The sequence below is a fragment of the Kribbella sp. NPDC023972 genome, assembly GCF_040639075.1.
Lineage (GTDB): Bacteria > Actinomycetota > Actinomycetes > Propionibacteriales > Kribbellaceae > Kribbella.
This window is the reverse complement of sequence record NZ_JBEZZH010000003.1, coordinates 262,165-275,216: the sequence shown is the minus strand read 5'-3', so window position 1 is coordinate 275,216 and position 13,052 is coordinate 262,165. Positions and strand designations below refer to the sequence as shown.

13 protein-coding genes and 1 pseudogene are annotated in these 13,052 nt (G+C 68.7%); 7 read left to right on the top strand and 7 right to left on the bottom strand.

Features of this window, described 5'->3' with window-relative positions; genetic code table 11:
• The 3 genes and pseudogenes from AB0F43_RS14365 to AB0F43_RS14355 form a co-directional block, all read left to right on the top strand.
• Positions 1-1,131, top strand: a pseudogene (locus AB0F43_RS14365) (hypothetical protein); the annotation flags it as partial.
• A 731-nt stretch (positions 1,132-1,862) separates the two neighbouring features.
• Positions 1,863-2,294: an SRPBCC domain-containing protein gene (locus AB0F43_RS14360; protein ID WP_360475310.1), complete on the top strand. Its 432-nt coding sequence runs from the start codon at positions 1,863-1,865 to the stop codon at positions 2,292-2,294.
• Positions 2,284-2,892, top strand: coding sequence for a metalloregulator ArsR/SmtB family transcription factor (locus AB0F43_RS14355; RefSeq protein ID WP_360475307.1), 609 nt, complete (start codon positions 2,284-2,286; stop codon positions 2,890-2,892). The genes AB0F43_RS14360 and AB0F43_RS14355 overlap by 11 nt, the downstream gene beginning before the upstream one ends.
• Positions 2,893-3,157: 265 nt before the next feature.
• Here the strand turns inward: AB0F43_RS14355 and AB0F43_RS14350 are convergent, their stop codons facing one another.
• The 3 genes from AB0F43_RS14350 to AB0F43_RS14340 all read right to left on the bottom strand — a co-directional run bounded on the left by AB0F43_RS14350 (position 3,158) and on the right by AB0F43_RS14340 (position 5,537).
• Positions 3,158-4,390, bottom strand: coding sequence for an endonuclease/exonuclease/phosphatase family protein (locus AB0F43_RS14350; protein WP_360475304.1), 1,233 nt, complete (start codon positions 4,388-4,390; stop codon positions 3,158-3,160).
• A 95-nt stretch (positions 4,391-4,485) separates the two neighbouring features.
• Positions 4,486-4,785: a DUF1905 domain-containing protein gene (locus AB0F43_RS14345; protein WP_360475301.1), complete on the bottom strand. Its 300-nt coding sequence runs from the start codon at positions 4,783-4,785 to the stop codon at positions 4,486-4,488.
• A 155-nt stretch (positions 4,786-4,940) separates the two neighbouring features.
• Complete coding sequence (locus AB0F43_RS14340; protein WP_360475298.1) at positions 4,941-5,537, bottom strand: TetR/AcrR family transcriptional regulator; 597 nt, start codon at positions 5,535-5,537, stop codon at positions 4,941-4,943.
• A gap of 109 nt (positions 5,538-5,646) precedes the next feature.
• Between AB0F43_RS14340 and AB0F43_RS14335 the strand changes: the two genes are divergently transcribed.
• Positions 5,647-7,806: an MMPL family transporter gene (locus AB0F43_RS14335; protein ID WP_360475295.1), complete on the top strand. Its 2,160-nt coding sequence runs from the start codon at positions 5,647-5,649 to the stop codon at positions 7,804-7,806.
• A 110-nt stretch (positions 7,807-7,916) separates the two neighbouring features.
• Here the strand turns inward: AB0F43_RS14335 and AB0F43_RS14330 are convergent, their stop codons facing one another.
• On the bottom strand, positions 7,917-8,576 hold the full coding sequence (locus AB0F43_RS14330; RefSeq protein WP_360475292.1) for a hypothetical protein: 660 nt from the start codon (positions 8,574-8,576) through the stop codon (positions 7,917-7,919).
• Between the two features lie 62 nt (positions 8,577-8,638).
• Between AB0F43_RS14330 and AB0F43_RS14325 the strand changes: the two genes are divergently transcribed.
• From AB0F43_RS14325 to AB0F43_RS14315, 3 genes are all read left to right on the top strand, one after another.
• A complete protein-coding gene (locus tag AB0F43_RS14325; protein WP_360475289.1) occupies positions 8,639-10,078 on the top strand; it encodes a PLP-dependent aminotransferase family protein in 1,440 nt (479 codons plus the stop codon).
• An 82-nt stretch (positions 10,079-10,160) separates the two neighbouring features.
• Complete coding sequence (gene msrA / locus AB0F43_RS14320; RefSeq protein ID WP_360475286.1) at positions 10,161-10,808, top strand: peptide-methionine (S)-S-oxide reductase MsrA; 648 nt, start codon at positions 10,161-10,163, stop codon at positions 10,806-10,808.
• A 157-nt stretch (positions 10,809-10,965) separates the two neighbouring features.
• Entirely contained in the window at positions 10,966-11,328 is a 363-nt protein-coding gene (locus AB0F43_RS14315) for a YciI family protein (protein WP_360475283.1), read from the top strand.
• 204 nt (positions 11,329-11,532) lie between these two features.
• Here the strand turns inward: AB0F43_RS14315 and bfr are convergent, their stop codons facing one another.
• From bfr to AB0F43_RS14300, 3 genes are all read right to left on the bottom strand, one after another.
• Positions 11,533-12,021 carry a bacterioferritin gene (gene bfr / locus AB0F43_RS14310; protein WP_360475280.1) on the bottom strand — a complete coding sequence of 163 codons (489 nt, stop codon included), beginning with the start codon at positions 12,019-12,021 and terminating at the stop codon, positions 11,533-11,535.
• Positions 12,008-12,217, bottom strand: a complete 210-nt coding sequence (locus AB0F43_RS14305) for a (2Fe-2S)-binding protein (RefSeq protein ID WP_360475277.1) — start codon at positions 12,215-12,217, stop codon at positions 12,008-12,010. Before AB0F43_RS14305 ends, bfr begins: the two co-directional genes overlap by 14 nt.
• 111 nt (positions 12,218-12,328) lie before the next feature.
• Positions 12,329-12,928, bottom strand: a complete 600-nt coding sequence (locus AB0F43_RS14300; RefSeq protein ID WP_360475274.1) for a DinB family protein — start codon at positions 12,926-12,928, stop codon at positions 12,329-12,331.
• Between the last annotated feature and the right edge of the window lie 124 nt (positions 12,929-13,052).

Genomic DNA, 13,052 nt, shown 5'->3' with positions numbered 1-13,052 from the left:
CAAGGCACGCAGGCACCCGCGCAGACCCAAGGCACGCAGGCACCCGCGCAGACCCAAGGCACGCAGGCACCCGCGCAGACCCAAGGCACGCAGGCACCCGCGCAGACCCAAGGCACGCAGGCTCCGGCGGCGGCACAACCCGCCCAGCAACCTGCGGAGCAGCTGGCCCCGGGCTACAGCAGAGCCGACTTCGACGCCTACAACACGGCTCGGTCTGCGCAACTCCAAGCCCAGCTCGATGCCGAGTACGCCCAGGCTCCGGGGCCCCAGCGCCAGGTGGAATTCTTCTCCGAGGGCCGCGTGGACACGGAAATGACGGCAAGGTTTGCGGCAATGCAAGCCCAGGCCAAGCTGAACTATGAGCAGGGCCAGGGCCAGGGCCAACAAGCTCCCGCCCAGACCCAAGCCCCACAAGCCCCGGCGCAGACCCAGGGTCAACAGGCTCCTGCCCAGGCCCAAGCCCCACAAACCCCCGCGCAGGCCCAAGGCGCGCAGGCTCCGGTGCAGACCCAAGCCCCACAGACTCCTGCCCCGGCGCAGGGCCAGGGTGTGGCTCCTCAGGGTCAGGGTCCGGCGGTGACGCAGCCGGCTCCTGGCTCCAGAGAGGCCTACGTCGCCGCCGGCCTGGGGGAAGCGAACCAGCAACCCGCGCAGGCACCGGCCGAACCGCAACTCACCGCGGACCAAGGACCACCCACCCAGCTGGTGCAAAACCTCTCCGCAACCCAGCGGACCGGACCACAACAGGCACCCGCCCAACCCCAGGCGCCAAACCCGTCGCCCGGCCCGGGGCAGCAGGCACCGGCCCGGCAGGGACCGGTACGGGATGCGGACGACTTGGCAAAGGCTGCGGCGAATCAGCAGTGGCAGCCGCCCGCGAGGTTCCAAGCCCAAACCCAGGGTCAGCCATCGCCGGAACCCATCCGACTTCACGACCAGTCGCCGCAGAACCAGGCCGACCTGAAGGGCGACATGACGAGGACGTATCACGTGGCGTTCTCCGGCACGACCCAGCCCACCCTCTCGTCCGACGAACAAACCGCCACCCCGAGCGAGCCCCCTCCCGGCCGGGAACCGCACCGCTCAACAGCTCAGACCGCAAAGAAGGACGACAAAACGCAAGGACGCTGACCCAGCAACTCCAGCCCCCGACTGAACCCCACAGCAAACCTTCCGAATGCCGCCGACCACCTCGGCGGCATTCGTCATTCCCCCCACCTTGTCTGTCGCGCGCCGCCCGGCAGCATTAGTCATTCCCGCCCACCTGGCTCGTCGTCCGCCCGGCCCCCGGCCACACACGACGTCCCGCCCACCTCGATCGGCAGCCCACCAACCCCCGGCCACACACGACGCTCTCGCCCAGCTGGTTCGGCGTCCCGCCAGGCCACCCCGGGGGCACTTATCGTTCCCGCCGACCGCCTTTGTCGTTGCCAGCCTCGTCCTTCCCGCCTCCCTGCGGGGAATGCGCCGTACGGCGGCATGCGAGCTGCAGCGGAGCGCAGGTAGCTCCACACGGCAAGCGGAGCTGACGTCTTGACCCCTGCATCGGCGTTGGTTCCGCTCTCCACAGCTGCACCGGGAATGCCCGGGCGGTAGTGGACTACCAAGGCCCCACCGGCTGCTACCGGCGGGGCCTTGCCGTGTCGACGCGGATCCCCAGGCCATCACAATCGGCACAAGGCGCCGCCCCGCACGCTCACGCGCCGACGCGGGCCGCGATTGTGATGGCCTGGCGGTTCGCTCAGGCGACGATCTTGTAGCCATAGCGCTTCATCACCGCGGCGATGGCGGCCTTGACGCAACCAAGGAGTTGCAATATATTGGATGGCAACTAGACGGTTGCTATCGACGGAGGTCGAGTGATGGGTTTTCCCGATCGGATTGAGCGGACTGTTGAGATCAAGCACGAGCCGGCGAAGGTGTGGGCTGCGTTGACGACGGCGGAAGGGCTCGGCACGTGGTTCGGGCACCAGGCGACGATCGACCTGCGGCCGGGTGGGTCCGCGCAGATGAGCTGGACCAGCGGTGACGAGGCCGAGATGCGGATCGAAAGGGTCGAGGAGCCGACCACGTTCGGCTTCACCTGGCACATCTACGGGCTGCCGGCGGAAGACCCACGACGTACCTATGTCGAATTCACCCTCGAGCCCATCGACGCCGGCACCCGCCTGACCGTCGTCGAGACCGGTTTCGCCCAACTGCCGGAGGACGAGTACCGCAAGTCGTTCGAGGCCAACACCCAGGGCTGGACCTCCGAGATCGACGAACTGGTCGAATACCTCGATGCAGCCTGACTCGCACCAACCCGAGCCGACCCCGGCGCCGCCATCATCCGACGCCGCGGGTACGCCGGACCACGCCGCGACCGCAGCATCCGGCACCACGCGGACGCCAGACCACGGAGAGACCCCCGCAGCCGGCACCACACGGCCGCCGGGCCACGCGGGGACCGCAGCACCCGGCACCACGCGGACGTCGGACCACGGCGAGACCGCAGCAGCCAGCGCCGAGCGTACGCCGAGTCACGCCGCGGCTGCAGCGGGCCGCAGCACGCGGACGGTGGATCGCGAGGAGATGGAGGCTGTGGCGGAGCAGGTGTTCGTCGCCTTGGCTGATCCGAGCCGGCGCAGCATCCTGGCCGCGCTGGCCTCGGGTGGTCCCGCGACGGCCACGGACCTGGCGAACCGCCTGCCGATCACCCGGCAGGCGATCGCCAAGCACCTGACGCTGCTCACCGACGCTGGCCTGGTCACGCCGGAGCACGGCGAGCGCCGCCGGGTCCGTTTCCGGCTGCACTCCGCGCCGATGCAGGTGGCCCAGCAGTTCCTGGCCGCGATGGCCCGCGACTGGGACACCCGCCTCGACGCCCTGAAAGAACACCTCGAGCGCTGACGGGCCTGGCCGAGCGGTCTGCTGCTGACGGGTCTCGCCAAGCCGTCTGCTGCTGAGGCCCTCGCCAAGCGGTGTCCTGCTGATGGCCCTGGCCGAGCAGGCCGCTGCTGACGGGCCTGGCCGAGCGGTCTGCTGCTGACACCTTGGCCGAGCAGGCCGCTACTGACGGGCCTGGCCGAGCAGGCCGCTGCTGAAGGGCCTAGCCGAGCAGGCTCACGGGCCTAGCGACCAGGCTGGGCCCTTACGCGCTGACAGGGACTCGAGCTCAGTGCCGACCCGGCACGCGGATGTCGACCCAGACGAGCCGATGGTCGCTGGCCGGGAACGGGAACTCCCCGGTCAGCCTCGACAGCGGATCCGCCCGGATCGGCCAGAACACGCCAGCGCCCACCGGCTTCAGCTGGCGGGACGGCAGGACGTAGTCCGCGCGCAGGTTGCCGGGGGCCGGGTTGTCAGCGAAGTCGGCCGTGTCGTACGCCGGGTTGCCCTGGTGCGACGCATTCGCTCCACCCTGCAGTACGGCGGCCTCGACCGCGCCCGCCGACGTCGGGAGGGGGTCGATGATCCGCGGGTGGTCGATCAACTGCTGGATCGAGCCCGGCACCGAGTCGCCGTCGACCGGGTCGCTGTTCTGGTCGCCCGCGATGACGAACGCGCTGCCCGGCCGCAGACCGCCGTACCGGCCGTTGTCGTCATAGATGTACGACGATCGCTTGCCCGGCTGCACGTAGTCGGCCCAGAACCGGATCTCGTCGTGGTTCCGCTTGCCGTTGCGGTCCTCGGCGCCGTCGAACGTCGGCGGGGTCGGGTGCGACACGAGGAAGTGCACGGTGCGCTTGCCGATCCGGATCGGCACGTCCCAGTGCGATTTGCTGGACAGCCGGAACACGGCGAGCTCGGCGGGCGAGTACCAGTCGGCCGGCGCCGGTGTCGCCGGGTTGTCCGGCAGCAGCGCGTCCGGCATGTCCTTCCACTTGAAGAGCTGGAACGTCCGCACGTGCGTCGTGTCGATCGGATAGCGCGAGTAGACGACCATGCCGAACTGCCCCTCGAACGCACCGAACCCGAACGCGTCGTCGCCACCCGCGATCCGCCCGTCGTTGTTGAGGTCGAAGCCGCTCGGGATCCCGGTGTTGGACGGCGCGACGTACGCGTACGGGTAGTGGATCGGCGCTGCGCCACCCTGGCCGACCTGCAGGTAGTTGGTCCGGAACAGGTTCGCCGCCTGCTGGTTCGGCACGTAGTCGAACTCGTTGATCAGCAGCACATCGGGACGCGTCCGCTGAATCACCTCGGCGACTGCCTTGGCCTGCGCGTTGCTCCCGGTGCTGAGATCCACGACCAACTGGCCGGCCGCGGCGCGGTTCAGGCTCGCGTTGTACGTCGCGAACCGCACCGGCTCGTGTCCACCGCCAGCCGCATTCCCCGGCGACGCTCCCGCCGTACCCATCGCAAGAGCCACAGCCAGCGTGATCACCAACCTGCGCGTCCTCCGCATGACACTCCTCCACTCGACCTGAATGCCCCACACGCTAGCTATCGCAGCGCTCAGCCCACCTGAACGCCAAGTGAACTCTGCGGAGTCCACGACTGCTACAGCTCAGCCAGCTCCAGCCGGGTTTCGACAGCAGCGCCGGCTGTCAGCTGCTCGGCCTTGCGGACGGGTTTCTTGACCGGGAGGAGGTAGGTGCCCGACTTGCTGTCCGGGAAGACCGAGGTCTGCCAGGTGGTGCCACCGATGGTGGCGGTGACGCGGACGGAACCGAAGCCGTGGCGGTTGGCGGCGGCCAGGTGGGCGATGTCGTCGCTGATGTCGGCGGGCACGGAGATGAAGTGCCAGCCACTCTCCCCCGGGTACTGCCACAGCTGCGCCGAGAACTCGAAGGTGCTCACGGGCCGACCGTAACGCCGTCCACCGACAAGAGGTTGTGTCACCGCTGGCGGGTTGTAACTGGTCAGCGGTGACATAACCCGCCAGCCAGCGTGATTCAGGTCAGCCGGGGCCGCGGCGGGAGATCAGGCGTCCGGCGGAGCGCCGCGGCGGGAGATCAGGTGAGGTTCGGCGGGGTGCCGCGGCGGGAGAGGATGGCGGTGGCGGCGTCGAGGAGGACGGCGCGGATCTCCTCGTCGGTGACACCGAGTTCGAGCTCGACCGACATGGCGGCGCCGACGGTTTCGACCGCGGCGGCGGCGCGCAGGCGGTCGGCGGGTGTCGGGTCCGGGCCGGCCAGCCAGAGCTGGAAACGGCGGCTCTGCGCGATCAGCTTGTCCAGGTCGTCACCGAACGCGGCCAGGACGGCGGCGATGTCCCGCAGCAGCGTGGGCCCGGTCGACCGGTGCTGGATGACGACATCGACGTACGCACCGAGCAGCTCGCGCTCGGTCTCCGGCGACCACGGCAGTTCCTCGACCAGTCCGAGCACGCGGGAGATGTCGTCCAGGAAGGTGCCGACGATCGCGCGGAGCAGGTCCTGCTTGGACGAGTAGTGGTAATACAGCGACGCCTTGGTGATGCCGACCTGCTCGGCGATCTCGCGCAGGCTGGTCTTCTCGTACCCCTGGGTCGAGAACAGCTCGACCGCCGCGCGATGGATCTCGGTCTTGGTGTCCCGCACCCGCTCGCGGGGATTCGTCGCGTGCTGCACGTGACCACCCTCTCACTTCTGCGCGCACCGGGCCGCTTCACCAACCTACCGGTCGGCAGGTAGTCTACCTACCGACCGGCAGGTAGACAGACCCTCAGGAGGGGTTCGGGTGTTCACGAAACTCGGACGATTCGTCGTCCACAACCCGTGGAAGGTGATCGCCGCCTGGGTGATCGCGGCGGTGGCCGTGGTCGCCTTCGCGCCGACGCTCGCCGATGTGACGAACAAGGACCAGGCGGCCTTCCTGCCTGACAAGTACGAGTCGGTGCAGGCGCAGAAGCTGGCCGCGGACGCCTTCGGGCAGACCAACGACGCGACCGCGAGCATCGTGATCAAGCGCGGCGGCGGCGGGCAGTTGACCGCGGCCGACCAGGCCAAGGTGACCGAGCTCGCGAACAAGATCACCGCGGCGAAGATCGACCGGGTCACCGGCGCGATCACCGGTCCGCAGGCGGTCTCGCCGAACAAACAGGTCCAGATCGTCAGCGTCGGCCTCAAGGGCCTGCCCGAGGACCAGGCCGTGCTGGACGCGGTCCAGAAGGTCCGCGACGTGGCCGGTCCGGCCCTGACCGGCAGTGATCTCGAGTACGGCGTGACCGGTGACGCGGCGCTGTTCCTCGACAACCAGGACGCCTTCGAGGACGCGTTCGTGGTGGTCGGTATCGCGACCATCGTGCTGATCATCGGCCTGCTGCTGGTCATCTACCGCAGCCCGGTCGCGGCACTGCTGCCGATCCTCACCGTCGGCCTGGTCTCGGCGATCGCGCCGGGCCTGATCGCACTGGCCGCGAAGACCTTCGACCTGCAGGTGACGCAGGATCTGCAGACCATCCTGACCGTCGTGCTGTACGGCGTCGGGACGGACTACATTCTGTTCCTGCTGTTCCGCTACCGCGAACGCCTCCGCGCCGGCGAGCCGTCGAAGCAGGCCCTGGTCAACGCGACCACCCGGGTCGCCGAGGTGATCGTGTCGGCGGCGGGCGCGATCATCGTCGCCTTCAGCGCGTTGCTGCTGGCGGTGTTCGGCGGCTTCAAGAGCCTCGGCCCCGGCCTGGCGATCGCGGTGGCGGTGATGGCCTTCGCCGCGATCACGCTGATCCCGGCGGTCGTGTCGCTGCTCGGCCCGAAGGTGTTCTGGCCGTCGAAGTCGTGGCAGAAGTCTCCGAAGGGCGCGATGTTCAAGCGCTTCGGCCGCTTCACCGCTCGCCGCCCGGCCATCGTGGCCACGGTGTCCGGCGGCCTGATGGTCGCGCTCGCCCTCGGTGCGCTGGGGATGAAGGTCGACTACGACGCGTTCAGCCAACTGCCCGACGGCACCGAGTCCGCCCGGGCGATCAAGGACCTGCAGGCCGGCTTCCCGGCCGGCGCGCTCAACCCGACCACGGTCTACGTCCGCAGCATCGACGGTACGGCGCTCGATCCGGCCGAGCTCACGACGTACGCCGGGAAGCTCGCCAAGGTCGACGGTGTCGGCGCCGTGCTCCCGGCCGGCGCGGACGGCAGTATGGCGTTGCTCAACCCGGGCAAGACCGTTGCCCAGATCAACGTCGTACTGAGTGGTGCGCCGTACGCGACGTCATCACTGGATCTCGTCGATGGGAAGCTCCGGGAGGTCGCGCACGCCGAGGCGCCGGAGGGGACGACCACGCTGCTCGGCGGGGTCACCGCGAGCTACACCGACATCCGGGACGCGAACAGCCGGGACCTCTCGGTGATCTTCCCGGTGGCCGGCGGCCTGATCGCGATCATCCTGGCGTTGCTGCTCCGCTCGCTGCTGGCGCCGCTGGTGCTGATGATCGCGGTGGTGCTGAGCTTCTTCAGCTCGATCGGTGCGACCGTGCTGGTGTTCCAGGGCGCCGCCGGGCACGCCGGCGTGACGTTCTCGCTGCCGATCATGCTGTACCTGTTCGTCGTTGCCATCGGCACCGACTACAACATCCTGATGATCGCCCGGCTGCGGGAGGAGGCCGAGAGCGGGACCTCACCGCGGGAGTCCGCGGACCTGGCGATCGAGCACGGTGGCCCGTCGGTGGCGGCGGCCGGGCTGATCCTGGCCGGCACGTTCTCGTCGCTGATGCTGGCCGGGATGGCACTGCTCACCGAGATGGGCTTCTCCGTCGCGGCCGGCATCGTGATCTCCGCGTTCCTGATGTCGATCTTCCTGGTCCCGAGTGTCACCGCGCTGCTCGGTCACCGGGCCTGGTGGCCGCGGCGGATCAAACCGCGCGCGCAAGCGCCGGAGGAGCGACAACTGGAACCGATCGGCTGACCCCCGAGTCCGCAGACTGAGGGGACTGGGTTCAATTCGAACCCGCCCCACCGCCCCGGTCAGGCGACAGCGTGCCCCGGACCCAGGTGGTCCGGGGCACGCTGGATTGTTCAGGAGTTCTTCAAGCGGACCGTGAAGATCGGCAGCAGGAAGTGGACGAGCGGGCCGATGGACAGGGCGTACACGACGGTGCCGACGCCGATCACGCCGCCAAGCAGGAAGCCGGCCGCGAGAACGGTCACCTCGATCGTCGTACGGACCAGTCGCACGCTGAGGCCGGTACGACGTACCAGACCGGTCATCAGGCCGTCACGCGGACCGGGGCCGAACTGCGCGCCGATGTAGAGGGCGCCGGCGAGCGCGTTGACCACGACGCCCGCGAGCATGAAGACGATCTTGAGCCAGAGCTCGTCCGGCCGGTCGACGATGGCCAGCGTCAGGTCTGTCACCAGGCCGATCACGATCGCGTTGCTGATCGTGCCGAGCCCGGGCCACTGCCGCAGCGGGATCCAGGCCAGCAGGACGACGAAGCTCATCGCGATCACCACCGTGCCGAAGCTCAGCGGCAGGTGCTTGGTGATGCCCGAGTGCAGCACGTCCCACGGGTCCAGGCCGAGGTTGCCCTGGATCATCAGGCCCATCGAGGCGCCGTACAGGGTCAGGCCGACGTACAGCTGGACGAGGCGACGGGGAAGGTGGCCTGCTTTCAGCTGCTGGATCGGGTTCAGCGCGGCGAGCTGGCGAGGAGGGGCTTCGGAAGTGGCGGTCACGTTCTTCAGTTTGCGGCTAAGTGGCCTGGTGTTCGATAGCCAATTGCGCCATAGTGGACTGCATGAAGGGACAGTATCTTCCGGCCAGCACGCTCTCCGGCCTGCTCGGCTCCTGGTCCGACGGCGCTGGACCGGCGTACCGGCTGCTGGCCGAGCGGCTCCGGCTGCTGATCGCGGACGGGCGGATCATGCCCGGCTCGCGGCTGCCGAGTGAGCGCGAGCTGACCGACGCGCTCGGTGTCAGCCGTACGACGGTCGCCTCGGCGTACCGGGAGTTGCGCGACAGCGGGTACCTGCTCTCGCGCCGGGGCTCGGGCAGCGTGACCGCTCTCCCATCGCGGATAGAGCCCGAGCTCGGCCGGCACCACGCGCCGGGGATCGACACCGACGGCCTGTACGACTTCACGTGTGCCGCGCCGAGCGCCGTACCAGGGATCAGTACGGCGGTCGCCGTAGCGTCGGCCGACTTGCCGGTGCACCTGGCGACGCCCGGGTACCACCCGCAGGGGCTGCCGGTGCTGCGGGAAGAGATCGCGGCCGCCTACGAGGAGCGTGGTCTGCCGACGTCGCCGGACCAGATCATCGTCACCGCGGGTGCGCTGGCGGCGACGTCGATCGCGGTCCGGGCGATCACCCAGATCGGCGACCGGGTGCTGACCGAGAGCCCGACCCACCCGAACTCCGTCGACGCGATCCGGCGCAGCGGCTGCCGGGTGGTGGCGGTGCCGCTCAGTCCCGGCGGCTGGGACTTACCCTTGCTGGAGGCAACGATCAGGCAGACCGCGCCGCGGGCCGCCTGGATGGTGGTCGACTTCCAGAATCCGACCGGCTGGTTGATGTCCGCGGCGGACCGGCAGCGGCTGGCGATCGCGTTCGCGCGCGCCCGGACGACGGCGATCGTGGACGAGACACTCTTCGAGTTGTCGCTGGACGGGCAGGAGATGCCGCCGCCGTTCGCGTCGTACGACCCGACCGGGGTGATCACGGTCGGCTCGGTGAGCAAGTCGTTCTGGGGCGGGCTGCGGATCGGGTGGATGCGCGTGCCGGAGCCACTGATCGCGCGCATCCTCGACGCGAAGGCGTCGATGGATCTGGGTGCACCCGTGCTGGACCAACTGGTCGTCGCCGAGCTCCTGCGACAGCGGTCGACAATCCTCCCCGAGCGCCGACTCGAACTCGCCCGCCGCCGCGATGCCTTGGCCTCGGCGGTCAGCACCGAGCTCCCCTCATGGCGCTTCCACCTGCCGAGCGGCGGGCTGTCCCTGTGGTGCGAACTCCCGGAGCCAGTCGGTTCCAGCCTGGTCGGCGTGGCGCAACGCAACGGCGTACTCCTGGTAGCCGGCTCCCGCTTCTCCCCCGACGGCGGCCTCGAGTCCTTCATCCGCCTCCCCTTCACCCTGGATCCGGACGCACTCCGCGACGGCGTCCGCCACCTGGCCACCTCCTACGCCGACCTGACCACCGACACCCCAACCCGCCGCACCGCCGCGATGATCGCGTAAGGGCCGCGTAATCGGGTCGGGGAAGGTTCGCCTGGGTAGGGGTGTTGGGAGACTATGAGAGTCACACTGCGAGAGGCGTGAGATGTCGTTCTTCAAGCGCAACACAGCTCTGGTCGAGCCCGAGGCCGCTCTGCCCGGCCGGCCTTCGCCCGGTTTCGCCGTACCGGAGGAGAACATCGTTCTCGGTACGCCGCAGACCGCCGCCGCGCCCGAGGGGTTCGAGGAGGCCTGGTTCGGCACCGGGTGTTTCTGGGGGACCGAGGAGATCTTCTGGCAGCAGCCCGGGGTCTACACGACCGCGGTCGGGTACGCGGGCGGGTACACGCCCAACCCGACGTACGAGGAAGTCTGCACCGGCGGCACCGGCCACACCGAGGCGGTCCGGATCGTCTACGACCCGACCAAGACGACCTTCACCGATCTGCTGAAGGTCTTCTGGGAGACCCACGACCCGACGCAGGGCATGCGCCAGGGCAACGACCTGGGCTCCCAGTACCGCTCGGCCATCTACTACACCACCGACGCCCAGCGCACCGAGGCCGAACGCACCCGCGACCTCTACGCCCCCGTCATCAAGCCCCGCGGCTACGGCGACATCACCACCGAGATCGCCCCCGCCGCCACCTTCTACTACGCCGAGCCCTACCACCAGCAGTACCTGCACAAGAACCCCAATGGCTACCGCTGCCACAGCAACACCGGAGTGCCGTTCCCAGCAGACAATCTCTGACCTGATCCCGCCCGGCACCTGGTCGCTCGGCCGGGTGCCGGCGCTCGTTTGGTGATCCCGTGAGAATCTCTGGCAGCCTGTCGGATCCGGAGCAAGCCGTTCGTAGCAGGGGTGAGAGGCGGCCGGAGGCAGGCCGTCGAGAGCAAGGAGCGATGAGATGACGCGGTACCTGATCTCGTTCGAGAACGGTGCGATGGACCACATCCCCCAGGGGGACCTGCCCGACGTGGCCGAGGCCGCCCACGCGGTCGTCCAGGAGGCCAAGGATGCCGGCGTGTTCGTCTTCACCGGCGGGCTGGACTACGACGCGAAGCACGCAGTGGTGGCCACCGACGGGATGGTCATCGACGGCCCGTACCCGGAGAGCAAGGAACTCATCGGCGGCGTGTTCGTTGTCGACGTACCCACCTGGGAGGCGGCTCTGGAGTGGGCCGCAAAGGTCGCGGTCGCCTGCCGCTGCGCCCAAGAGGTCCGCGAGTTCTTCCCGTTCCGGCGGCCTGATCTAGAGAAATCACGGTGATCCAGTAACTGCTGTCCGTGCACGGCCCCGCCTCGCACGACAGCGTACTGACCTGTGCCTCCGGGGCGTGCCAGGGCAAGCTCGAGGTGCGGCCCTTCCAGAGCGAGTGAGCCAGGCGTACGAGGCGATCACCCGGGCCCAGCGGGCTCGGGTGATACCCGCTGTCACCCGCCGGTTCGCTGAGCTCGTAGATCGGGAAGCGGTTCAGCCAGGTGACTTGCCGGGCTCGATCTGCTGGGCGAGGTACTGCTGAGCGCCGACCCGCTCGATCGCGTCGAGCTGGCTCTCGAACCAGTCCACGTGCTTCTCCTCGTCGCGGACCATCTCCTCGAACACCGCGGCGGTGCCGTGGTCGCCGAGGTCGTGGCACTCCTTCGCGGCCGCGTTGAACTGCGCCACCGCGGAGTGCTCGCTCTCGACCCCAAGCCGGAGCATCTCTTCGGCGTTCTCACCGACCGTCACGGCGCCGAGCTTCTGCAGGTTCGGGTGACCATCGAACAACAGGATGCGGCTGATCAGCGCGTCGGCGTCGTTCATCTCGTCAATGGACAGGTCGTAGAAGGCCTTGCCCAGCCGGCCGAACCCCCAGTTGTCGAGCATCCTGGCCTCCAGGAAGTACCCGTTGATCACTGTCAGCTCGAGTGTCAGCGCCTCATTGAGCAGTACGACGACGCGTGGGTTAACCGGTTGCACCTGCCACCTCCGTGAACGAGGTTGCCGAGACCGACCTCCCATGCTCGCACAACAACCGCTTCAACGAGAAGACACAGCCGCCACAGTTCCGCCCAGCCCCGGTCGCCCCGCACACCTGCGAGAGCGTGCGAGCGCCGTCCTCGATGCTCTCGAGGACCTCCCGGTCGCTGACGACCTCACAATGGCAGACGATCATGCAGGTGAGGCTACCCTAACCAAACCGGCCTGGTCACGCTCGTCCGGCATGTAGCCACGGCGTACGTATGTTCCAGGCCCTGACGACTCGGGTCCGGGGTGCCCTCGGTTGTCAGGGTGTGGTGGTTGATCGGGACTGGGCTGTTTTCGCTGCCTGTTCGATGCGGGTGTGGAGGTTCTGCCACCAGGCCGGATCCTGGTCCGGCATGTTGGTGTTGGTGGCGTTCAGGCCGGTGGCACCGTCGAGTTGTTCACGGACGATGTCGGCATGGCCGGCGTGGCGATTCGTTTCCGCGAGGACGTGGACGAGGATCCGGTGCAGGGTGATGTCGCCGTCTCTCCACCAGGGCACTCGGCCAGGTGCGTCGAGGGCGAGGGCGTCGATCGTCGCGTCCGCGTGGTCCCAGACGCGCTGGTAGCAGTCGACGATGTCGGCGCGTGTCTCGTCCTCGGTCGCCCACGCGTCGGCGTTGGGTTCGGCATCGTCGTCCCACCAGGGCAGGTGCTCAGGGAACGGGCGGCCGAAAGTCTCGCCGAAGTATCCCGCCTCGACGATCGCCAGGTGTTTGACCAGCCCGAGGAGATTCGTACCGGTCGGCGTCAGCGGGCGGCGGACGTCGTACTCGGACAACCCGTCGAGCTTCCACACCAGCGCCCCACGCGCCGACCGTAGGTAAGTGTGCAAAGTCTTCTTCGCGTCAGCATCGATCACGGATGAAGCTTGCCATCTGATGCAGCGGGCCGAGGGCGCCGCGTAAGATGGCGCCCTCGGCGCTGTTCCCTATCGGCCGGGTCACGGACCCGTGCGCAACAGCTCCTTGTCGTCGCAGGGTCTG